General features: G+C 51.1%; 20 protein-coding genes, 2 tRNA genes and 1 pseudogene. 8 read left to right on the forward strand and 15 right to left on the reverse strand.

Annotated elements, in window-relative coordinates; translation table 11 throughout:
• Positions 1-87 precede the first annotated feature (87 nt).
• The 3 genes from HV261_RS16655 (at position 88) to ldtC (ending at position 5,831) form a co-directional block, all read left to right on the forward strand.
• Positions 88-1,152, forward strand: coding sequence for an acyltransferase family protein (locus HV261_RS16655; protein ID WP_202039714.1), 1,065 nt, complete (start codon positions 88-90; stop codon positions 1,150-1,152).
• Positions 1,153-1,270: 118 nt separating this feature from the next.
• On the forward strand, positions 1,271-4,717 hold the full coding sequence (gene mfd / locus HV261_RS16660) for a transcription-repair coupling factor (RefSeq protein ID WP_202038891.1): 3,447 nt from the start codon (positions 1,271-1,273) through the stop codon (positions 4,715-4,717).
• A 148-nt stretch (positions 4,718-4,865) separates the two neighbouring features.
• Positions 4,866-5,831, forward strand: a complete 966-nt coding sequence (ldtC, locus tag HV261_RS16665; RefSeq protein WP_202038892.1) for a L,D-transpeptidase LdtC — start codon at positions 4,866-4,868, stop codon at positions 5,829-5,831.
• Between the two features lie 85 nt (positions 5,832-5,916).
• Here ldtC and bhsA read toward each other — a convergent pair whose 3' ends face one another.
• Positions 5,917-6,174: a multiple stress resistance protein BhsA gene (gene bhsA, locus HV261_RS16670; protein WP_029139491.1), complete on the reverse strand. Its 258-nt coding sequence runs from the start codon at positions 6,172-6,174 to the stop codon at positions 5,917-5,919.
• 243 nt (positions 6,175-6,417) lie between these two features.
• Here bhsA and comR point away from each other — a divergent pair, with 243 nt between their 5' ends.
• Positions 6,418-7,053, forward strand: coding sequence for a TetR family copper-responsive transcriptional repressor ComR (gene comR, locus HV261_RS16675; RefSeq protein WP_202038893.1), 636 nt, complete (start codon positions 6,418-6,420; stop codon positions 7,051-7,053).
• Between the two features lie 253 nt (positions 7,054-7,306).
• Positions 7,307-9,487: a TonB-dependent siderophore receptor gene (locus HV261_RS16680; protein ID WP_202038894.1), complete on the forward strand. Its 2,181-nt coding sequence runs from the start codon at positions 7,307-7,309 to the stop codon at positions 9,485-9,487.
• Positions 9,488-9,543: 56 nt separating this feature from the next.
• Here the strand turns inward: HV261_RS16680 and HV261_RS16685 are convergent, their stop codons facing one another.
• The 8 genes from HV261_RS16685 to hinT all read right to left on the reverse strand — a co-directional run bounded on the left by HV261_RS16685 (position 9,544) and on the right by hinT (position 16,322).
• Positions 9,544-10,083, reverse strand: a complete 540-nt coding sequence (locus HV261_RS16685; protein ID WP_048211960.1) for a glycine zipper 2TM domain-containing protein — start codon at positions 10,081-10,083, stop codon at positions 9,544-9,546.
• 168 nt (positions 10,084-10,251) lie between these two features.
• Positions 10,252-11,556, reverse strand: a complete 1,305-nt coding sequence (gene ndh, locus HV261_RS16690; protein ID WP_048211961.1) for an NADH-quinone dehydrogenase — start codon at positions 11,554-11,556, stop codon at positions 10,252-10,254.
• Positions 11,557-12,525: 969 nt separating this feature from the next.
• On the reverse strand, positions 12,526-13,068 hold the full coding sequence (gene ycfP, locus HV261_RS16695) for an alpha/beta hydrolase YcfP (protein WP_003030817.1): 543 nt from the start codon (positions 13,066-13,068) through the stop codon (positions 12,526-12,528).
• Between the two features lie 21 nt (positions 13,069-13,089).
• Entirely contained in the window at positions 13,090-14,115 is a 1,026-nt protein-coding gene (gene nagZ / locus HV261_RS16700; RefSeq protein ID WP_202038895.1) for a beta-N-acetylhexosaminidase, read from the reverse strand.
• Positions 14,116-14,125: 10 nt separating this feature from the next.
• Complete coding sequence (gene thiK / locus HV261_RS16705; protein ID WP_202038896.1) at positions 14,126-14,950, reverse strand: thiamine kinase; 825 nt, start codon at positions 14,948-14,950, stop codon at positions 14,126-14,128.
• Positions 14,931-15,563, reverse strand: coding sequence for a penicillin-binding protein activator LpoB (gene lpoB / locus HV261_RS16710; protein ID WP_202039715.1), 633 nt, complete (start codon positions 15,561-15,563; stop codon positions 14,931-14,933). Before lpoB ends, thiK begins: the two co-directional genes overlap by 20 nt.
• 22 nt (positions 15,564-15,585) lie before the next feature.
• A complete protein-coding gene (locus HV261_RS16715) occupies positions 15,586-15,960 on the reverse strand; it encodes a YcfL family putative periplasmic lipoprotein (RefSeq protein ID WP_202038897.1) in 375 nt (124 codons plus the stop codon).
• Between the two features lie 2 nt (positions 15,961-15,962).
• Positions 15,963-16,322: a purine nucleoside phosphoramidase gene (gene hinT / locus HV261_RS16720; protein ID WP_005121105.1), complete on the reverse strand. Its 360-nt coding sequence runs from the start codon at positions 16,320-16,322 to the stop codon at positions 15,963-15,965.
• A 348-nt stretch (positions 16,323-16,670) separates the two neighbouring features.
• Here hinT and fhuE point away from each other — a divergent pair, with 348 nt between their 5' ends.
• On the forward strand, positions 16,671-18,857 hold the full coding sequence (fhuE, locus tag HV261_RS16725; RefSeq protein WP_202038898.1) for a ferric-rhodotorulic acid/ferric-coprogen receptor FhuE: 2,187 nt from the start codon (positions 16,671-16,673) through the stop codon (positions 18,855-18,857).
• Between the two features lie 111 nt (positions 18,858-18,968).
• Here fhuE and HV261_RS16730 read toward each other — a convergent pair.
• Positions 18,969-19,044: transfer RNA gene (locus tag HV261_RS16730), tRNA-Asn, on the reverse strand.
• 160 nt (positions 19,045-19,204) lie between these two features.
• Here HV261_RS16730 and HV261_RS16735 point away from each other — a divergent pair.
• Together HV261_RS16735 and HV261_RS16740 are read left to right on the forward strand one after the other, a co-directional pair.
• On the forward strand, positions 19,205-20,692 hold the full coding sequence (locus HV261_RS16735) for an EmmdR/YeeO family multidrug/toxin efflux MATE transporter (RefSeq protein WP_202038899.1): 1,488 nt from the start codon (positions 19,205-19,207) through the stop codon (positions 20,690-20,692).
• Between the two features lie 99 nt (positions 20,693-20,791).
• A tRNA-Asn gene (locus HV261_RS16740) sits at positions 20,792-20,867 on the forward strand.
• A gap of 74 nt (positions 20,868-20,941) precedes the next feature.
• Here HV261_RS16740 and HV261_RS16745 read toward each other — a convergent pair.
• From HV261_RS16745 to HV261_RS16765, 5 genes and pseudogenes are all read right to left on the reverse strand, one after another.
• Positions 20,942-21,274 carry a type II toxin-antitoxin system PemK/MazF family toxin gene (locus HV261_RS16745; RefSeq protein ID WP_202038900.1) on the reverse strand — a complete coding sequence of 111 codons (333 nt, stop codon included), beginning with the start codon at positions 21,272-21,274 and terminating at the stop codon, positions 20,942-20,944.
• A complete protein-coding gene (locus HV261_RS16750) occupies positions 21,275-21,511 on the reverse strand; it encodes an AbrB/MazE/SpoVT family DNA-binding domain-containing protein (protein ID WP_202038901.1) in 237 nt (78 codons plus the stop codon).
• Positions 21,511-21,573, reverse strand: a pseudogene (locus tag HV261_RS28005) (helix-turn-helix domain-containing protein); the annotation flags it as partial. The gene HV261_RS16750 and the pseudogene HV261_RS28005, both read right to left, overlap by 1 nt.
• Before the next feature lie 68 nt (positions 21,574-21,641).
• Entirely contained in the window at positions 21,642-21,851 is a 210-nt protein-coding gene (locus tag HV261_RS16760; protein ID WP_137382341.1) for a 2-hydroxymuconate tautomerase family protein, read from the reverse strand.
• 151 nt (positions 21,852-22,002) lie between these two features.
• Positions 22,003-23,190 carry an MFS transporter gene (locus HV261_RS16765; protein WP_202038902.1) on the reverse strand — a complete coding sequence of 396 codons (1,188 nt, stop codon included), beginning with the start codon at positions 23,188-23,190 and terminating at the stop codon, positions 22,003-22,005.
• Between the last annotated feature and the right edge of the window lie 84 nt (positions 23,191-23,274).

The following is a 23,274-nucleotide window of genomic DNA, read 5'->3' on the forward strand; positions in this document are numbered from 1 at the left end:
ATAAAAAGCAGACGGTTACGCATTACAGCAGAGGCAGGGTTTTGCAGGATGGCAGGCTATCTCACACAATATGGATACGCCACCGCAATGAATAAAAAAGAGTTATGGATTAATCAAATCAAAGGGTTATGTATCTGTCTGGTGGTCATTTACCACTCGGTCATTACCTTTTATCCCCATCTCACCGCCTTTCAGCATCCACTCTCACAGGTGCTAACCAAATGCTGGATCTACCTCAATCTGTATCTGGCACCGTTTCGCATGCCTGTCTTTTTCTTTATTTCGGGCTATCTGATCCGCCGCTACATTGCAAACGTCCCGTGGACAACCTGTGTAGACAAACGCATCTGGAGTATTGCCTGGGTACTGGTGCTGTGGGGAATCGTGCAATGGCTGACGTTAACCGCGCTCAATAGCTGGCTGGCCCCGCAACGCGACCTGAGCCATGCGGCCAATGCAGCCTATGCCGGTTCGCTGGGAGACTTTACCCAGGGAATGCTCACAGCCAGTACCAGTCTGTGGTATCTGTATGCGCTGATTGTCTATTTTGTCCTGTGTAAGATCTTCAGCCGCTGGGCATTGCCACTACTGGTGCTGTTTGCATTGCTGAGTGTGGCAATCAACTTTTTCCCGACCCCATGGTGGGGGCTGAACAGCGTAGTACGTAATTTGCCCTGGTACAGTCTCGGTGCCTGGTTTGGCGCAACGCTGATGATGTGGATCAAAGATGTTCCCCTGCGCCGTCACGCGGTCATCGTGACGGTGAGTGCACTGGTAGCTGTCATCGCCTGGCGGGCAAATATTTCGCTATTACTCTCACTTGTTTCCATCGTACTCATCATGAAGTTGTTTTATCAATTTGAACAACGTTTTGGTATGAGCGCATCCAGTCCATTAAGCGTGATAGGTTCCAATACTATCGCCATCTACACTACCCACCGAATTCTGGTGGAACTGATAAGTTTAACGCTGCTTCCTAAACTCAATCATACCGTCTGGTCCGCAAACGTAGAGCTGGCCCTGCTCCTGGTGTACCCGTTCGCCTGCTTACTGTTGTGTACGCTGGTCGGACTAATGGTACGAAGAATTTCACAAAAAACCGTTGCCGACCTGCTCTTCTCCCCGCCGTCTCTCTCCACCGTTTCCCGCTAAACCTTACGCGCTTTTGCCCCTATCCGGGGGCGAATCAATTTGCTTATGAGAAACGATCACGGATAATAAAGAAACATTGCTTATCAGACGTATATCCAAACGAGATCCTGACAACCGAATGCCTGAACAACATCGTTACACGCTTCCAGCCGGCGCTTCCGATCAGCGCCAGTTGGGTGAACTTACCGGTGCCGCCTGCGCGACGCTGGTCGCAGAAATCGCCGAACACCATCCGGGCCCCGTGGTGCTTATCGCGCCAGACATGCAAAATGCCTTGCGTCTGCATGATGAAATTCGTCAGTTTACCGACCAGATGGTGATGAATCTGGCTGACTGGGAAACACTGCCCTATGACAGTTTTTCCCCGCATCAGGAAATTATCTCCTCGCGACTCTCCACGTTGTATCAACTGCCTGCGATGCAACGCGGTGTGCTGATCGTACCGGTCAACACGTTGATGCAGCGCGTCTGCCCGCACAGCTATCTACACGGTCATGCGCTGGTGATGAAAAAGGGTCAGCGCCTGTCGCGTGATGCCCTGCGTGAGCAACTGGACAGCGCTGGTTATCGCCATGTTGATCAGGTTATGGAGCACGGTGAATACGCCACACGCGGTGCGTTGTTGGACTTGTTCCCAATGGGCAGTGAACTGCCTTATCGCCTTGATTTCTTTGATGACGAAATCGACAGTCTGCGTCTGTTTGATACCGACACCCAGCGCACGCTGGAAGAAGTCGACGCCATTAATTTGCTGCCTGCCCACGAATTTCCAACTGATAAGACAGCCATCGAGCTGTTCCGCAGTCAGTGGCGCGACACCTTTGAAGTTAAACGTGACGCCGAACATATTTATCAGCAGGTCAGTAAAGGCACGTTACCTGCCGGGATTGAATACTGGCAACCGCTGTTTTTCAGTGAGCCCCTGCCACCGCTGTTCAGCTACTTCCCTGCCAATACGCTGCTGGTGAATACCGGCGATTTAGAGACCAGCGCCGAGCGCTTTCAGGCTGATACGCAGTCACGCTTTGAGAATCGCGGTGTTGATCCAATGCGCCCACTGCTGCCGCCTGAATCGCTGTGGCTGCGGGTTGATGAACTGTTTTCCGAGCTTAAGCGCTGGCCTCGCGTCCAGCTCAAAACCGAAAGTCTGGCAAACAAAGCGGCAAATACTAATCTGGGATTCCAGAAGCTGCCGGACATCGCCGTACAAGCGCAACAGAAATCACCGCTGGATGCGCTGCGTAAATTCCTGGAAACCTTCAACGGCCCGGTCATTTTCTCGGTAGAGAGTGAAGGTCGCCGTGAAGCACTCGGCGAACTTCTGGCTCGCATCAAAGTCGCGCCAAAACGTATTTTACGCCTTGATGAAGCCGCCGACAGCGGTCGTTATCTGATGATTGGTGCGGCAGAACATGGTTTCATTGATACCAAACGCAACCTGGCCCTGATTTGCGAAAGCGATCTCCTTGGTGAGCGTGTGGCACGTCGCCGCCAGGATTCCCGCCGCACGATTAAGCCGGATACATTGATCCGAAACCTCGCTGAGCTGCATCCGGGGCAGCCCGTCGTGCACCTTGAGCACGGTGTGGGTCGCTATGCCGGTATGACCACGCTGGAAGCAGGCGGCATTACTGGCGAATACCTGATGCTTACCTACGCCAACGACGCCAAATTGTATGTCCCCGTGTCATCGTTGCATTTGATAAGCCGCTACGCCGGAGGCGCGGAAGAGAATGCCCCGCTGCATAAACTTGGCGGAGATGCCTGGTCCCGCGCCCGGCAGAAAGCCGCCGAGAAGGTGCGTGACGTCGCGGCGGAGTTGCTGGATATTTACGCCCAGCGAGCGGCAAAAGAAGGTTTTGCCTTTAAGCACGACCGCGAGCAGTATCAGCTGTTTTGTGACAGCTTCCCGTTTGAAACCACACCCGATCAGGCCCAGGCCATTAACGCGGTACTCAGCGATATGTGCCAGCCGCTGGCAATGGACCGTCTGGTGTGTGGTGACGTTGGTTTCGGCAAAACCGAAGTGGCGATGCGCGCCGCATTTCTCGCCGTCGAGAACCACAAACAGGTGGCCGTGCTGGTGCCAACCACCCTGCTCGCACAGCAGCACTTCGACAACTTCCGCGATCGTTTTGCCAACTGGCCGGTACGCATTGAGATGTTGTCCCGTTTCCGTAGTGCCAAAGAGCAAGCGCAGATTCTGGAGCAGGTTGCCGAGGGTAAAATTGACATTCTCATCGGCACGCACAAACTGCTGCAAAGCGATGTAAAACTCAAAGATTTGGGTCTGCTGATTGTTGATGAAGAGCACCGCTTCGGTGTCCGTCACAAAGAGCGTATTAAAGCGATGCGCGCCAATGTTGATATTCTGACCCTGACCGCAACCCCGATCCCGCGTACGCTCAATATGGCGATGAGCGGCATGCGCGATCTGTCCATTATCGCCACACCGCCAGCGCGTCGTCTGGCGGTCAAAACCTTTGTGCGCGAGTATGACAATCTGGTGGTACGCGAGGCTATCCTGCGTGAAGTGCTGCGCGGCGGTCAGGTCTACTATCTGTTCAACGATGTGGAAAACATCCAGAAAACCGCTGACAGACTGGCAGAGCTGGTACCGGAAGCGCGTATCGGGATTGGACACGGGCAAATGCGCGAACGCGAGCTGGAACGCGTGATGAACGATTTCCACCATCAGCGCTTCAACGTGCTGGTGTGTACCACCATCATCGAAACCGGGATCGACATTCCAACCGCTAACACCATTATTATCGAGCGCGCTGACCATTTCGGGTTGGCACAATTGCACCAGCTACGCGGCCGCGTGGGACGCTCACACCATCAGGCCTATGCCTGGCTGTTGACGCCGCATCCGAAAGCGATGACCACCGATGCACAAAAACGCCTTGAGGCAATTGCCTCACTGGAAGATTTGGGTGCAGGTTTTGCGCTGGCCACTCACGACCTCGAGATTCGCGGCGCGGGGGAACTGCTGGGTGAAGATCAGAGCGGTTCGATGGAAACCATCGGCTTCTCACTGTACATGGAACTGCTGGAGAACGCGGTTGATGCGCTAAAAGAGGGGCGCGAACCGTCGCTCGAAGATCTCACCAACCAGCAAACTGAAGTCGAGCTGCGCATGCCTTCGCTACTGCCAGATGATTACATCCCCGATGTGAATACGCGACTGTCATTCTACAAGCGGATTGCCAGTGCGAAAGGCGAAAACGAGCTGGAAGAGATTAAAGTTGAACTGATTGACCGTTTTGGTTTATTGCCTGACCCGGCTCGTACGCTGCTGGATATTGCCCGTTTGCGCCAGCAAGCGCAAAAACTGGGTATCAGAAAGCTGGAAGGCAATGAAAAAGGCGGGACGATTGAGTTTGCCGAGAAGAACCACGTCAACCCGGTGTGGCTGATTGGCTTACTGCAAAAGCAACCCCAACACTTCCGTCTGGATGGCCCTACCCGGCTGAAGTTCATGCAAGATTTGAGCGAGCGTAAAACCCGTATCGACTGGGTACGTCAGTTTATGCGTCAACTTGAAGAAAACGCCATAGCGTAGCGTTCCGGCCGGGTGAGCATGGTGCTTGCCCGGCCGATGAATTTACAAACTCTTTGCACTTCCCTGCACTTCCCGACACAGCAAACCGCCATAATTCCTGTTTACTTTTACATTATAAAAACCACGTAAAAACAATGGATTTATGGTGATGTTAAACAATAAACAACTCTCTCGCTGGCTAACGCTTTTTACGCTCGCGGCGACCGTCGCGTTAGCGCTGCCGGCTCAAGCGAATACCTGGCCGCTCCCGCCGCCAGGCAGCAAACTGGTGGGTGAAAATGCCACTCACGTTGTCGAAAACAACGGCGGATCGCTGGAAGCCATTGCGAAAAAATACAACGTCGGCTTTTTAGCGCTGCTGCAGGCTAACCCTGGCGTCGATCCATACGTACCTCGCCCGGGCAGTGTTTTAACCATCCCATTGCAAACTCTGCTGCCGGATGCCCCACGCGAAGGGATTGTCATTAACCTCGCCGAACTGCGTCTTTACTATTACCCGCCAGGGACAAAATCGGTGACCGTGTATCCTATTGGCATTGGCCAGTTAGGCGGCGACACCCTGACGCCAACAATGGTCACCACCATCTCTGATAAGCGTGCCAACCCGACCTGGACACCAACGGCGAATATCCGCGCACGATATAAAGCCAATGGTATCGACCTCCCTGCCGTAGTACCTGCCGGGCCAGATAACCCGATGGGGCATCATGCTATCCGCTTAGCGGCTTACGGCGGTGTGTATTTGCTGCATGGAACCAACGCGGATTTTGGCATCGGTATGCGTGTCAGTTCTGGGTGTATTCGCCTGCGTGACGGTGATATTGAAACCTTATTCCGTCAGGTTACGCCGGGAACCAAAGTGAACATCATCAACACGCCGATTAAAGCCTCCGTTGAACCTAACGGTATGCGCCTGGTTGAAGTACACCAACCGCTGTCAGAAAAGATTAATGACGATCCGCAGTTACTGCCAATCGTGTTGAATTCATCAATGCAGAGCTTTAAAAATGCGGCACAGACAGACGCCGCTGTGATGGAGCATGCAATGGAGCTACGTTCAGGCATGCCGGTCGACGTGACGCGCCATCACGATGTTCCTGCACAAACGCTGTAAATTCAGGTCATAAAAAAACCCCCGCCGGTTTGTTCCCGCGGGGGTTTTTTATTGAATTCGCAGTGGCATTGCGAGGGTTTACAACTTATTTGTAGATAACTGCAGTCCCGTGAAGGGTGTTAGGACCGGTAACAGAAGTAATACGGAATGACTTCGCCCCCATTTCATCGGCTTTCTGTGCCAGTTGATCTTCCAGAGAGCCTAAGTTAGTCCCGGCGTTGGCAGAGATAGTACCGACTTTCTGTTGGCCTGCAGGTGTAGCCTGAACCTCAACAGCGGCAAAGCTTGCAAATGAGAGTGAGCTCAGGACAGCAGCGACAAAAAGAGTTTTTACGTTTTTCATGATAGTTACCTTTAGCAGATGAATGTGTGCCGTAAGCGATTAACTTAACGATCGATAGTTAAATCATAGATGTGATCCAGGTCACACGTCAATATTTTTTTATAACGATTGTTATATAAAACATAAAGGTCTTATTTTTCATATCAATAGCATTAAATTATTTTTATCGTGAATGCACTGGAGTGTCTGCGCGATTATTTTTATAATGGTTATTCAATAAACCCAACCAGGTACAACGGCACCATGACAACTGAAACGACAAGTTGTGCAAAAAAAAGCCGTGGCCGACCAAAAGTGTTCGACAGGGAAGCCGCGCTTGATAAGGCCATGACACTCTTCTGGCAGCACGGATATGAAGCGACATCGCTCGCCGATCTCGTAGAAGCAACCGGGGCAAAAGCGCCGACGCTGTATGCAGAATTTACCAATAAGGAAGGACTGTTTCGTGCCGTGCTGGACCGCTATATCAGTCGCTTCGCGGCAAAACACGAAGCCCAACTGTTTTGTGAAGAAAAAAACCTCGAATCCGCACTCGAGGACTATTTCACTGCCATAGCGACCTGCTTCACCAGTAAAGACACGCCTGCGGGATGCTTTATGATTAACACATCCGCCACGCTGGCAGCCTCTTCCCGCGATATTGCGCACACGGTGAAATCCCGCCATGCCATGCAGGAGCAGACTCTGGCTCAGTTTCTGCATCAACGACAAGAAAAGGGCGAAATACCGACACACTGCGATGTACAAAAGTTAGCTGAATATCTGAACTGTATTTTGCAGGGTATGTCGATCAGCGCCCGCGAAGGAGCCACATTCGAAAAACTGATGCAAATCGCGCACACCACGTTACGATTGTGGCCTGAACTGATTAAAGATTAACCCTTTCAACACGACCCACGTCCTAATGTCAGCACCGGGAGCTTACCCTGCTCCCGGTAGAAACGGCACTTCTTAATCCCTACATTCTTTATTGTTTTCATTAGGTTAATGCATTTCTTTTGTAAAATGCATTGATAATATCAATCATTATCAGCAATATTCGCATTCGCCTTAATACCTGTTTCATAATGTAACGATCGGTTTCCATGCCGTAAAAATAAAAACAGACCAACAAATTTTATAAGGAATACAAATGAATAAGCATCTCTGGGTGCTCAATCCTCTGTTACTGTCTTTAACCCTACCGGCAATGGCGGCAGAAGAAGACGATCTCATCGTCAGCGCCAACCGTAGCCAACGTACCGTGTCTCAAATGGCACAAACTACATGGGTTATCGAAGGCAGAGAGATTGAACAGCAGGTTCAGGGGGGGAAAGAGTTCAAGGATGTTCTTGCTCAGTTGATCCCCGGAATCGACGTCAGCAGCCAGGGACGGACCAACTACGGGATGAACATGCGTGGTCGCGCCATCGTTGTGCTTATTGACGGTGTTCGTCTCAACTCTTCACGCACCGACAGCCGTCAGCTCGACGCCATTGATCCGTTTAATATTGCACACATTGAAGTTATCTCCGGAACAACATCGCTGTATGGCGGCGGAAGTACCGGCGGTTTGATCAACATCGTCACCAAAAAAGGTCAGCCTGAGCGTGAAGTTGAACTCGAGCTGGGCAGCAAAAGCGGATTCAACAACAGTAACGATCATGACGAACGGGTTGCCGCCGCAGTTAGCGGAGGAACCGACCGCGCATCCGGACGCATGTCTGTCGCTTATCAACGGTTTGGGGGGTGGTATGATGCCAACCACGACGCCTTAATGCTCGATAATACCCAAACCGGTCTGCAGCATTCCGATCGCCTGGACCTGATGGGTACCGGGACGATTGAGCTTGATGACAACCGCCAGTTGCAGCTGGTTACGCAGTACTACAAAAGCCAGGGCGATGACGACTACGGACTGGATCTCGGCGAGAACATGTCCGCCGTGACGGGAACCGGTAACGCTACTACCAGCAGCGGTCTCAATTCCGACCGAATCCCCGGCACGGAACGGCATCTGATCAGTCTGCAATATTCCGATGCCAATTTCTTCGGCCAGAATCTGGTCAGCCAGATCTATTACCGTGACGAATCACTTAAATTCTATCCCTTCCCTACGCTGAGCAAAGGTAAGGTCACCAGTTTCTCCGCATCACAACAGGATACTGACCAGTTTGGTGCCAAAATCACCCTCAACAGCCAGCTGATGGAAAACTGGGAGCTGACATGGGGTATCGACGCCGATCACGAAACATTCGATTCCAATCAAGAATTCTTCGATCTGGCTTATTCCCTCCCCTCTGGCGGTATGGATAACCGAACGGCCTACACCACCGGGCGCTATCCCGGTTACAGCATCACCAACTTTGCACCTTTCCTGCAAAACAGCTACGACATTAATGACATCTTTACGCTCAGCGGCGGTATCCGCTACCAGTGGACTGAAAACCGCGTTGATGATTTTGTCGGCTATACGCAGCAACAAGGCATCGCAACGGGCCTGGCGAACTCTGCTGATAGTATCCCAGGTGGCAAAGCAGACTATGATAACTTCCTGTTTAACGCGGGCATCCTCGCACACCTGACCGATCGCCAGCAGACCTGGTTCAACTTCTCGCAAGGTGTGGAACTTCCCGACCCTGGAAAATACTACGGCAACGGTACCTACTCGCTGGTTGGCGATCATTATCAGCTCCAGCGCAGCGTTAACGTAGCGGATTCACGCCTGGAAGGCATTAAAGTTAACTCTTATGAACTGGGGTGGCGCTACACCGGCGATAATCTGCGTACACAGCTCGCCGCTTACTATTCCACGTCTGATAAATCGATCGTCGTTAACCGCGACGATATGACCATTAACGTAAAGCCCGACGATCGCCGGATTTATGGCCTTGAAGGCGCGGTGGATTATTTCATTGCTGATACGGACTGGAGTCTGGGAAGTAACTTCAACATCATTAAATCGGAAGTGAAGCAAAACGGTAAATGGCAAAAATGGGATGTCACTCTGGCTTCGCCATCTAAAGCCACCGCATGGGTTGGCTGGGCACCGGAACCGTGGTCACTGCGTGTACAGAGTCAGCAGACATTTGACCTGAGCGACGCCAGCGGCAACAAGCTGGATGGGTACAATACGATGGACTTTATCGGCAGCTATCAGCTCCCGCTGGGTAAACTGACCTTTAGCGTTGAGAACCTGCTGAATGAAGAGTACACCACCCTCTGGGGACAGCGTGCACCGTTACTCTACAGCCCGACTTATGGCAGTCCATCCTTGTATGAATACAAAGGCCGGGGACGCACCTTTGGTTTGAACTATGCCTTAACCTTCTAATAAAAAAAGCCCCCCAGCCTGAGCGATGGGGGGCTAATGTTCAGGATAACGCTATTTTACGCCTTGTTATTCAAAACCAACTGGCCGTTGTTATCCAGCGGAATTTGCGTACCGGGATCTTTATCCATACGGATTTTGCCCTGCTGATCGCCAATTTTATACGTTACGTCGTAGCCCAGCATTTTTTCTGATTTGTCATACACCGTTTTACAACGTTGTTGTGTGGTCGTGTACGTATCGTTTTCCTGCATTGAACCCTGAATCTGGTTACCTGCATAACCGCCACCTAACGCACCGGCAACGGTCGCAATGTCTTTGCCGCGTCCACCACCAAACTGATGACCAATTACGCCCCCGGCAACCGCACCCAGCACGGAACCGGCAATACGGTTTTCATCCTGTACAGGTTTACGGTGAGTAACCGTCACGTTACGACACTCCTGGCGCGGTGTTTTTACCGTTTCTTTAATCGGTGTTGCAGAGACGACTTGTGCAAACTGTGGGCCACGCTCAAAAACGTTTAGACTGGCCACCGCTGCCACACCCAGCGCAGCAGCTACGCCAATCCCTATACCCGCCAACATTGATTTATTCACGGGACTTCCTCCTTTTTTGCTATTAGCAACAACTTTGCAACAGAAGGTAAATAATGCCAATCAGATTACGGATGAAAATCGCAGAGAGAGGAGGTAAAGCAGCATGATTCAGAGAACTCTGAAAGAAAGTGCCGGATGAAGCATTCCATCCGGCATTACAAGCCAGTATTAGTGCAGTTTAAGACGCGGACGAATCACACGGTTAATGCTGCCAACCAACATCATCAGGCCGGTTTTGAAGTAACCATGCAGCGCAATCTGGTGCATACGGTACAGCGAAATGTAGACAAAGCGCGCAATACGCCCTTCCACCATCATTGAGCCACGCGTCAGGTTCCCCATCAGGCTACCCACGGTAGAGAAGTTGGAGAGAGAAACCAGAGAACCGTGATCTTTATACTGATACGCTTTCAGCGGTTTACCGTTCATCTGTGCCAGAATGTTGTTCATCGCGCAGGATGCCATCTGGTGCGCAGCCTGGGCACGCGGTGGCACAAAACCCCCTTCCGGACGCGCACAGGAAGCACAGTCACCAATCGCATAGATGTCCGGATCGCGCGACGTCTGCAGGGTCGGTTCAACCACCAGCTGGTTGATACGGTTGGTTTCCAGACCACCAATCTCTTTCATAAAGTCTGGCGCTTTGATACCTGCTGCCCACACCATCAGATCGGCTTTGATGTACTCGCCATCTTTGGTATGCAACCCACCTTCGTCAGCGCTGGTTACCATCGTCTGAGTCAGGACACGTACGCCCAGTTTGGTTAGCTCGTTATGCGCAGCACTGGAGATCCGTGGCGGCAACGCTGGCAGAATACGTTCACCGGCTTCCACCAGTGTGACGTTCAGCGCTTCGTTGGTCAGCCCTTTATAACCATAGCTGTGCAACTGTTTTACCGCATTGTGCAGCTCAGCGGAGAGTTCTACCCCCGTTGCACCACCACCGACGATGGCAATATTGACTTTGCCGTTCGCGCCCAGGTTTGCGGAATATTTCAGGAACAGATTCAGCATTTCCTGGTGGAAGCGACGCGCCTGGTGCGGGTTATCGAGGAAAATACAGTTTTCTTTGACGCCCGGCGTGTTGAAATCATTGGACGTACTGCCCAGTGCCATCACCAGCGTGTCATACGGCACTTTACGCTCAGGGACCAGCAGATCGCCTTTCTCGTCTCGCAGCTCAGCAATCGTGATGGTCTTCGCTTCACGATCGATATCCATCACCGAACCCAGCTGGAACTGGAACCCGTGGTTACGGGCATGTGCCAGATAGCTCAGCGCATCAACACCTTCATCCAGCGATCCTGTTGCCACTTCGTGCAGCAACGGTTTCCACAGGTGGCTGTGGTTTCTGTCTACCAGCGTGATTTTTGCCTTTTTCTTACGACCCAGTTTTTTACCCAACTGCGTCGCCATTTCCAGTCCGCCAGCACCGCCGCCGACAATCACGATCCTTTTCAATGGTGTAGTCAACGTGACCCCCTCAAATTTATTAACCAATTGTTAATTAAAAGTTATGCGTATAGCCTTTAATTAACAACAAGTTACGATAATGAAAATGTTCATCGAGACTGAGAATAACACGAACGGTGCATTGGTCATACCAAAATTGATATGTATCAAGTTTTGATGCTGAAAAGATAGACAACCCAGACTTTTAGGATAAAAAAACCAGCCCGAAGGCTGTAATGCCAGTCAGTTAGCGCCTCAGTTTCAGAAAGCTTCAACCTGTGCTGGCCGAGGTAAAGAACATGCTATCTCGGAGAAAGAGTTCCGTTCACCTCATGCTCATCATTTCTCTTAAGCACCGATTCCTGTGAACGTGTAAAGGGCGTTCTCCGCCACGCCCTTTACAATCCCGGCTCCCGGCAGGAAAATTGTTGCTGCGCAATACCCTCCGCTTATTCCTCCAGGCTACCGGGCCGGGCGCGAGGAAGCGTCCTTGCAAAGCGCGCCCTGAGCCAGCATCCATGCTGGCTCTCCCGGCCTTACGGAAACACGTCGGCAATTTTCAGCCGGACCAGCCCACACCTGACCATCTGCGTTTTTTGTTTAAACAGCAAAAAAGATTTAACTGGAAGTCAGTGCGTTGAAGCGATGGCCCCGGTCCGGCTGAAAATCGATGAGACGTTGACGGCTGACCGGGTCTGCCCGCAGGGATGCGGGTAGAGGGGACGGCCTGCATGGACGCAGGCTCGACCCCGACCCGACAGGCAGACGGCATAAGACGAATAACTCGCGCAGCGACGATTTTCCCGCCGGGAGCCTGGGTTGCAAGGGAGGCGGCGGTGAGCCTCCCTTGCACGTTCACAGGTATCTGCGCTTCAGAGAAATGACACCACTGAGGTGAACGGAACCCTGAGCCAGAATCACATGTTCACCATACGTTCGTAACTGACGAGCATTAGCCTGGCGGCTGTTTTTTTAAACGCTCAGTAAAGATTAACCTAACGTCTTGAACGCTTTGATGCGCTGCAAATGCGGAGATATATTCTTAAACTTGTGCGTCTGCTCTTCGTCCCAGACTATCTCGTAAAAATGATGCAGCTCTTCCGACGAACGCTGACTGTTAAGCGCTTCATCATGGCGCGACAGAATAACCAGGCAGCGATCGCGATTTTTCTCACGGAAGTTGGTCACACATTTTGTGGCGATATCAGCATACTCTTCCGGCCTGTCGATTTTCCCTTCCATATTCTCATACGGGAACAGGTTAGGGTTAAACACCACCTGACGAATATCACACAGGAAACCAATCCGTTCAGCCCAATACCCCCCCAGCCCAACGCCGCAAATCAACGGTCGATCATCCACATTAAGCTGCAACATTTTGTCCACTTCTTTCAGCAGATGCTGCATATCATGTTTAGGATGCCGCGTACTGTAGCTAATCAGCCTGACATCCGGGTCAATAAATTGCAGTTGCAATACTTTCTCGTGGTTGCCCGGACTGTTAGAGTCAAAACCGTGTAAATAGATAATCATCGCACCCTCGCCAAACTTGCGTTAATGACCTGCTTTCTCTTCCTGCCAACGCTCATGAAGCTGGTTGAGCTGGGCACTTACTGTCTTCCAGCGAGCCGAGTCCATCAGTTCCTGACGTGAAAATGAACCTTTATGATACAAACGTGTAACACGTTCTGCATTGATCGGCGACAGATTATCTAAAACACTGACCGCACCCTTACGATTATTGCAGACCAGGATCATATCGCAACCTGCATCCAGCGATGCCTGCCCGCGCTCTGCGTAGCTCCCCATAATTGCTGCGCCTTCCATCGACAAATCGTCGGAGAAAATCACGCCATCGAAACCGAGCTCCTGGCGCAGCACGGTTTTCAGCCAGTGGGGTGAACCGCTCGCGGGTCGCGGGTCGACATCACTGTAAATGACGTGCGCTGGCATAATTGCATCCAGTTTGTTTTCAGTGATTAACGTCTGGAATACCGACATATCTTTCGCACGGATCTCGGCTTCAGAACGCGGATCGGTTGGCGTTTCTTTATGCGAATCCGCCGTCACTGCACCATGTCCGGGGAAGTGTTTACCGGTCGTTTTCATTCCGGCCGCATGCATGCCATCAATAAAGCGGGTTGCCATCGCCAACGCTTTCGCGGGTTCGGCATGATAAGAACGTTCACCAATCGCAGCACTGATATGCCCCACATCCAGAACGGGGGCGAAGCTAATATCAATATCCATCGCGATCATTTCACTGGCCATCAGCCATCCCGCTTCCTGAGCCAGTTTGCCCCCCTCTTCCAGCCCATGCAGTGCAGCAAAAGATTGCGCCGCAGGCAGACGGGTGAAACCTTCACGAAAGCGCTGGACGCGCCCCCCTTCCTGATCCACTGCCACCACCAGATGATTGCGCGACGCGGCACGAATCTGGCGAACCAGCTCACGTAGCTGCTCCGGGTCATGATAATTTCGGGTAAAGAGGATTAACCCGCCTACCAGTGGATGCGCCAGAATCTCACGCTCTTCAGCGTCCAGCTCATACCCTTCGACATCCAACATTACTGGGCCCACACTGCTCTCCTTATCCTTTTATTGTTAGCTGCCGCCAGGTTTCATCGGCCAGCCTGATAAATTGTCGATCGCCGGTTTGTTGCCAGCGATACTCAAACCATCCCACCTTCAGCATCATCACCCACAACTGCCAACGTCTAACCTGCCGCCACAGGACATCGGGCTCAATATGCGCATGTTTGGCATAGGCATCGACCAGCTGTCGGCGCTGAGAGTCATCCGCGGCCCACACGACCGCGAGTTCCAGAGCAATATCACCGTCTCCGGCGTATTCCCAGTCGATTAACCGCAGTCCCGACGCCGTGCGTACAATATTGTCGCCGTGAACATCCATATGCAATGGTCCCAAACGTAAGGGACGCGGTTCACCTTTAGTTCTTAGCCGCTTTAGCAGTTGCAACCAGCGTGGCGTTCGGCGCGCCGGATCGCTACACTGCCAGTACTGCTCAAGCAGTGGCAACAGGTTGATTCGCCAGCCCAGACGGGGTTGCTGATGCAAATAATACAGTAAGCCTGCGAGTTCGTCGGCTTCCGGTAATCTGGATTCTACCTTACCGTGAAAAAAATCGACTGCCATCCACCCCCGCGTATAAAAACGGGGTCTGGGGGCAAGATTCTCAGGCAGATGTTTTAACGCGTGATACTGGCGTAGAAAATGCGATTCTGGCGCGTTAGGATCGTGATGGCAGCGCAACACTAAACGGTGGGCTTGATGTTCGATGATGCAGCTCCCGCCGCTCAAACCGCTTTGGCTGGTTGCGACGGGATGATACTGCGGGAAATAGCGCGACAGAACTTCATCGCGCGTCAGTCTGTTATTGTTGCTGAACGGCACCTTTACCTGACCAGATTATCTCGCCAGTTTGTACCAGCATTAATTGCATTTGCAGCGCAGGTGAATTGACGTTACCGGAAGCGCTGGAATAGAGCACATACTGAGCGCCAACGTTACGGGCAATACCAATCGCTTTGCTGCGTGTTCCCAGGCTGTCGTTCGGCGACAGACCTAACTGCTGCTTGGCTACTGCCAGCTGCTGCGCAGAAACCAGGGTAAATTTACCATTATTCGCCAGCGCATTTCGCAAAGTCTCGGTAGCTTCACCCGCGTTTAACGAGCCGTTGGTACGGTTATTTACGCTATCAACCAGCAATACGCCCCCAGCTTTCACACCCTCAGCCTGCAGCATTTTGCCGACCATCGGCTGCATTGCCCCGTTCCAGTCATAATGACGCTGACGTGGAGTTGGCTGCGCCGTTTGGTCCTCGTGTTCAATCGGCCCCGGCTGCTGCGGTATGGTTGGCACCGTTGGTACAACCGGAACTGGCTGTTGCGGTTGTACGGGTTGTTCCGGCACCGGCTTCACTTCCTCTACTGGCGCTGGCTCACGTTGAACCACACAACCAGAGAGAAACATCGCCAGCGCGGCAATCAATGCGTAGCGATTCATTTTGATCTTCAAGATTCACCCCTTACAAATAAAGATAAAGCCTAACCTTGTGCGCCCCCAGATAATTGGCGCTGCCGTACAGCGTTACCGACGAACGAGCCGGAATAGTCATGCTGCGTGGCGCTTCCAGAGGGTGCATCTCCAGCCCTCTGGCGTCATACCAGTAAAACCGATAATGAACGGTGACAGGTTCTTGTCTTTCGTTATAGAGTCGTGAGGATGCAGAGGCCTGAATATCAGACGTTGTTAACTCAGGCGGCTCTGCGGTGATACCCGCCGCCAGTATTGTTGATTCCATCACCAGAGACTGTTCATCACTGACCGGAATTTCCGGGTGTGAACGGCAGCCAGCCAGCAACAGCAGACCCAACGTAAGCGCAATGCATCCTCTGGTCATTATTAAAGACCTTTATGCGCGAGCATTGGACCAAGCGCACGTCCACCCAGCAGATGCATATGAATGTGATACACCTCCTGACCGCCGTGACGATTGGTATTCATAATCAAACGGTATCCATCTTCGGCAATGCCTTCCTGCTCAGCGATTTTCGCCGCCACGGTGATCATTCGTCCCAGCGCCTGCTCATGCTCTGCCGTCACATCGTTGACGGTTGGGATTAAAACGTTCGGGATGATCAGAATATGCGTTGGTGCCTGAGGTGAAATATCACGAAACGCAGTGACCAGCTCATCCTGGTATACGATGTCCGAGGGAATTTCACGACGAATAATTTTGCTGAATATAGTTTCTTCTGCCACGACGTTTTCCTTTTTCATTAAGAGCCCATGCGTTGTGCCATGCTACGCCGGGTGACTCTGCGAGTATAGAGTATGAGCGAGTTACTCACGCTCTTTCAACTTTAACCCTCGATTTTTTAAGCAAAAAGCCTTGCCAGCGCTGTTCTTATAACCATTTCCCGGCGCTATCGCTCAGACATAGTACTGAAACAATATTTCATTTATGCGTAGCATTTGTTTACACATTGAATATGAATGCGTATATTTCGCATTTGCATTCTCATGCAAGACAAATAATTAACAGCCAAAGGGTTCATTACGCACTCACGTAATTCGAACTTAATATTAATAATTATCAAGGACTTTCCGATGTCTTTCACAACACACTACAGGGACGAACAGCATCGTTCTGCCATTGTCCCATCCCTGCTGGCAGTCTGTATTACTGCTGCGTTATTGCCTTGTACCAGCCTCGCCGCCTCGGCAGAAGAGACGGTAATCGTTGATGGTTCAGCCTCCGCCATACCCAGTGATGAACAGGATTACAGCGTTAAATCGACATCCGCAGGCACAAAAATGCAGATGACACAGCGAGATATCCCGCAATCTGTCAGCATCGTCAGCCAACAGCGTATGGAAGATCAGCAGCTACAAACGCTGGGCGATGTGATGGACAACACGTTGGGGATAAGCAAAAGCCAGGCGGATTCCGATCGCAGCAGCTATTACTCGCGCGGATTTCAGATTGATAACTATATGGTTGATGGGATCCCAACCTATTTTGAATCCCGCTGGAACCTCGGCGATGCCCTTTCTGACACGGCCTTATTTGAACGTGTAGAAGTGGTTCGTGGTGCAAACGGGTTAATGACCGGCACGGGGAATCCTTCGGCATCTATTAACATGATCCGTAAACATGCAACCAGCCGCGAGTTCACGGGGAATGTCTCCGCGGAATACGGCAGTTGGAATAAACAACGCTATGTGACTGATTTACAAAGCCCATTGACGGCAGACGGCAACGTACGCGCTCGCATCGTGGCGGGTTATCAAAATAACGATTCCTGGCTTGACCGCTACAACAATGAAAAAATGTTTTTCTCGGGGATTGTCGATGCCGATCTGGGCGACACCACCAGCCTGTCGGCAGGTTACGAATACCAGCGTATTGATATCAACAGTCCAACCTGGGGCGGCTTACCGCGCTGGAATACCGATGGTAGCAAAAACAGCTACGACCGCTCGCGCAGTACCGCGCCGGACTGGACCTACAATGACAAAGACATCAACAAAGTCTTCGTGACACTCAAACAGCGTTTCGCGGATACCTGGCAAACAACCCTGAATGCCACACACTCCGAGGTCAAGTTCGACAGCAAGATGATGTACGTCGACGCTTACGTTAATAAAGCTGACGGCACACTGATTGGTCCCTATGGCAACTATGGACCGGGCTATGATTACGTTGGTGGAACAGGCTGGAACAGCGGCAAGCGAAAAGTCGATGCCGTCGATCTCTTTGCCGATGGTGGCTACGACCTGTTTGGTCGTCAGCATAACCTGATGCTGGGCGGCAGTTACAGCAAGCAAAATAACCGTTATGAAAGCTCGTGGGCAAATGTATTCCCTAACGAAATAGGTAGCTTCTATACCTACGACGGTAACTTCCCGGAAACCAACTGGAATCCGCAATCGCTGGCCCAGGACGATACCACGCACATGAAATCGCTGTACGCCGCGACACGCATTTCGCTGGCCGACCCATTGCATTTGATCGTCGGCGCGCGTTATACCAACTGGCGTATCGATACCCTGACCTACAGCATGGAACAAAACCACACTACGCCGTATGCGGGTCTGGTATATGACATTGATGATAACTGGTCCACTTACGCCAGCTATACCTCTATCTTCCAGCCGCAGAACAAACGCGACAGTTCCGGTAAATATCTCGCCCCGATTACCGGCAACAACTACGAGGTTGGTCTGAAATCAGACTGGATGAACAGCCGTTTAACCACCACCCTCGCTGTATTCCGCATTGAGCAGGATAACGTGGCGCAATCAACCGGCGTACCAATCGCCGGTAGCAATGGCGACACCGCCTATAAAGCGATGGATGGAACGGTCAGCAAAGGCGTTGAATTCGAAGTAAACGGTGCGATCACGGATAACTGGCAGATGACTTTCGGCGCAACGCGGTACGTTGCGGATGATAACGAAGGCAATGCCGTCAATCCGAACCTGCCGCGTACTACGGTAAAATTGTTCACCCGTTATAACCTGCCAGCCCTGCCGGCACTGACCGTGGGGGGCGGAGTTAACTGGCAGAATCGCGTATATAGCGATACCGTGACGCCATACGGCACGTTCCGTGCAGAACAGGGAAGCTACGCGCTGGTGGATTTATTCACTCGCTACCAGGTAACGAAAAACTTCGCCATCCAGGGCAATATCAACAACCTGTTCGATAAAACCTACGATACCAATGTTGAGGGCTCTATCGTCTATGGTGAGCCGCGTAACGTCAGCCTCACCGCCAGCTACCAGTTCTGATAATACCCAGTCTGTAAAGTATCCACCTGCATGTCAGGTGGATTTACCAAAAAGCTAAAAAGCAAAAAGCAAAAAGCCCGCTCAAGTTTCCTTAAGCAGGCTTCTTAAATATGGCTCCTCTGACTGGACTCGAACCAGTGACATACGGATTAACAGTCCGCCGTTCTACCGACTGAACTACAGAGGAATCGTTGTGGAGGCTTATCTTAGCGGCGAAAAAACTTTTGTCAAACCCCAATTCCTACATTGAGGAGCAATTGATGCTTCTCTCGACAGTTTGTTGCATTTACAGACATTTTAAATAGAAAAAACTTTGCAGCTTTTTTGATTCTCCCTCATCATTTGAAATGAGGTTTCAACTTTCTTCATTAAGGTCCACTTTGAACGTCTCCGCAGCCTTACGCCAGGTCGCATCCCGCACGCCCTGGTATGCCAAACGCAAGCGTTATAAAGTTCTCTTTTGGCGCGAAATTACCCCGCTTGCTGTCCCCATTTTTCTGGAAAACACCTGTGTACTCTTGATGGGAGTACTGAGCACCTTCCTTGTGAGCTGGTTGGGTAAAGAAGCGATGGCAGGTGTCGGGCTCGCCGACAGCTTCAACATGGTCATCATGGCATTTTTCGCCGCCATCGACCTTGGCACGACGGTGGTGGTTGCTTTTAGTCTCGGAAAGCGCGATCGCCGACGCGCCAGAGCCGCAGCCAGACAATCACTGGTGATCATGACGATATTTGCTGTTGTACTGGCGGCGGTGATTCACTATTTCGGTGAGCAGATTATTGATGTCGTGGCAGGAGAAGCCACCCCTGATGTAAAAGCGCTGGCGCTAACCTATCTGGAATTAACCGTGCTCAGCTACCCTGCGGCGGCAATTGCGTTAATTGGCAGCGGCGCACTGCGCGGTGCCGGAAATACCAAAATACCGTTATTGATTAACGGTGGTATGAATATCCTGAACATTATCATCAGTAGCATCCTGATCTACGGCATTTTTTCCTGGCAAGGGCTGGGATTCGTCGGCGCAGGTCTGGGGTTGACGATTTCACGTTACATTGGTGCCATCGCCATTATAGGGGTGCTGATGATTGGATTTAACCCCGCGCTGCGCATTCCCCTGAAGAGCTATTTTAAACCGCTGAATCTTGCCATCATCTGGGAAGTCATGGGGATTGGTATTCCTGCCAGTATAGAGTCAGTCCTGTTTAACGGTGGCAAGTTACTTACGCAGATGTTTGTTTCGGGTATGGGTACCAGCGTCATTGCCGGTAACTTCATTGCCTTTTCGATAGCGGCACTGATCAACCTGCCGGGAAACGCTTTAGGTTCCGCGTCTACCATCATTACCGGCAGACGTCTGGGAAATGGACAGATTGCTCAGGCGGAAATCCAGTTGCGACATGTATTCTGGCTCTCCACAATCGGATTAACCGCCATCGCCTGGCTAACCGCCCCGTTTGCTGGGGTAATGGCTTCGTTTTATACCCACGATCAGGATGTAAAAGAGGTCATTGTCATCCTGATTTGGCTGAACGCGGCATTTATGCCGATATGGGCAGCATCATGGGTTCTTCCTGCCGGATTTAAAGGTGCACGTGACGCCCGTTTCGCTATGTGGGTCTCCATGTTGGGGATGTGGGGCTGTCGTGTTGTCGCCGGCTACACCCTCGGGATCGTATTAGGCTGGGGTGTCGTTGGCGTCTGGATGGGGATGTTCTTCGACTGGGCAGTACGGGCCGCGTTATTTTACTGGCGTATGGTCACAGGTCGTTGGCTGTGGAAATACCCACGTCCTGAACGTGAAAAGTGTATAAAACAACCGTCTGCGTCTGAATAAGCGACGAAATGAAGAATATTTCAGCAAACGATCGCAAATATCCATTCAGGCTTTGACAACGCAGACAGGCATCGCTAATATTCGCCCCGTTCACACGATTCCTCTGTAGTTCAGTCGGTAGAACGGCGGACTGTTAATCCGTATGTCACTGGTTCAAGTCCAGTCAGAGGAGCCATATTTAAGAAGCCTGCTTAAGGAAACTTGAGCGGGCTTTTTGCTTTTCTACGTTTGTTAATCACACTGAAAGCCTCAGCTTAGAATGGCTTCCAATCGGGCCAGTACTTCATTTACGACAGCGTCGGGTATACGTTCCAGACACTTACCGTTCCGGGCCCCCATATCAATCGTTCTGGGTTGGTCGCAGCGAATAACGCCCGTTGTTTTTGTTCCCGTCCCGTCCAGGGAGACGGTAAAACCGGCTACGCGGGCGAAGTTTCCGCCGCTGGTGACGGGAACGACAACGGGTTGCCGGGTGAACTTATTAAATGATGCCTTCGATACGATAAGCACCGGACGTTTTCCGCTTTGCTCGTGGCCGGCCATCGGATCCAGTGAAACAAGCCAGATTTCCCCTCTGTCCATTTACAAGAGCTCCTTGTCCACCGCAGGCGCATCAATCCATTCCCGATCCTCTTCACTCATTTCGGCGTGCGGATCGCACTGCGCCAGCAGTTCCTCAAGCGAATAACGAGGTCGTTTCTGGGGTTCAATAATCAGGCAGCCATTCTCAATGGTCATACCTACTTCGCTGTCCGTCGACAGCTCCAGCGTTTTCAGCACGGCGGGAGCTTCCGTATCCGGGCTGCGCCGCGGGAACATCAGCGGTAGCGCGAAGGCCAGATTTTTTCAGGCGCAACATCTAACGCTTCAGCAATCAATCTTTCATCGACACCCTCTTAAGGCCGATTGTTCTATCACAAGCTGACATCAGCGCCTCCCGCCATCAGATTCACTCTTTACTGGCTTTTTTACGCAATTCGGTCACCGGTACACCTCCAATCCCCCAGTTATCCGTTTCGACTTCGTCAATAACCACAATAGTGGTGTTAGGATTTTTGTTAAGCACATCCACCAGTAGCTGAGTAACCCCCTCCATCAGCTGTTTCTTTTGTTTATCGGTAGCACCTTCTTTGGTGATCTTAATATTTACGTAGGGCATAAAAACTCCTGTAAAGCAGATAATTATGGGAAATGCGCACAGATAGAAGAGCGCAAACCCGTTAAACGGCAGAACAGAGCCATACTGCTTTTGAAAACGAATTCTGCCGGAAGAGTTATTAAGGTTATTAGCTGAAATATAACTAATATCATTATTTTCCAGAACAACCAGAATATTTAATTTTGTTGTATTGCAAATAACTCATCGCTGCGGCGATAAATAACGAGACGGCGCCCAGCAATATGGAGTAAGTCATGCCATTTTTATTACTCTGAAAGACACTGACGACTAATGGGCCAAGGATCTGCCCCACCCCATATGTCAGCGTAACAAGACCGAGGAGATTAATCTTTTGGGGCGCGCTTATTTTTCTAGCCAGCGGCATGACTAATGAGCTTGTACCCATGAATGTGCCACCAAATCCAATGCAGCTAATGGTTAACAGCAGTGGCGAGTTAATAAATATGGCCATGACTACGCAACTCGCTTGCACAATTAAGTTAATGCTCAGGCAGAATAATATATTCCATTTGCGAGCCGCCCATAGCCAGCCATAGCAGCCAGGAATAACGGCAAGACCGACAATAGACCAGATATGGTCGGCTAAAAAAGTGTTGCCAACACCCCGGGCCATTAACGGCAAATACGTGGCGACAATAATATAACCGAACCCCGCCAGGCCATACAGTAAGGCTAAATTCCACCACTGGATATCCGACTCCGCGCCTGCGGCAGCTTTTACCGGGGGGATCATATGTTTATCTTTCGGCAATAGCATCGTCAGTATGACGAAAAGTATCGCTGAAATGATGGCTGCGCCAATCCACAACACATGTGAATTTAAAGCGTAGGATACGCCAGCAATGACATATTCATTACCGATAAAAATGCCCATTCCTACGCCCGAAAACAAAGAGGCGATAACAAAAGGATTATGGGTATGCTGAAGGACCAGCATTGAACCAAATATCATCATTCCCGCGCTTGCCACACCGGCGAGGAACCTGATTAACAAAATAATTTCTGCCTGGGTCACTTTCGCCATCAAAAAAATCAGCATGACGGTAAGTAGTGCTGAGACCAGTAACGACACTCTTAGCTTATTGACCGCGCTAAAAATACCAAAAGAAAAAAGGAGACTGCCAACAAGGTAACCTGCGTAGTTGGCGCTGGCAATTATAGATAATTGTGAAAAGGTAAACACTCCTTCATGCAGCATAACCGGAAGCATAGGCGTATATAAAAAGCGCCCAATGCCCATTCCTAAGGTCAAGACGATCATACCAAATACAGCAGTCCTCAACTGACGGAGGCCAACAGCACTGTGATCGAGATCCATATTTTGGCCTCAAAAGACGAATTAAGTTTGATTGTTATCTTACACAAGGAAATGATAATAAAAAGTTAATAAAAATGACGAAAA

Origin of the sequence: Citrobacter sp. RHBSTW-00671 (assembly GCF_014103415.1) — a bacterium.
Classification (GTDB): Bacteria; Pseudomonadota; Gammaproteobacteria; order Enterobacterales; family Enterobacteriaceae; genus Citrobacter.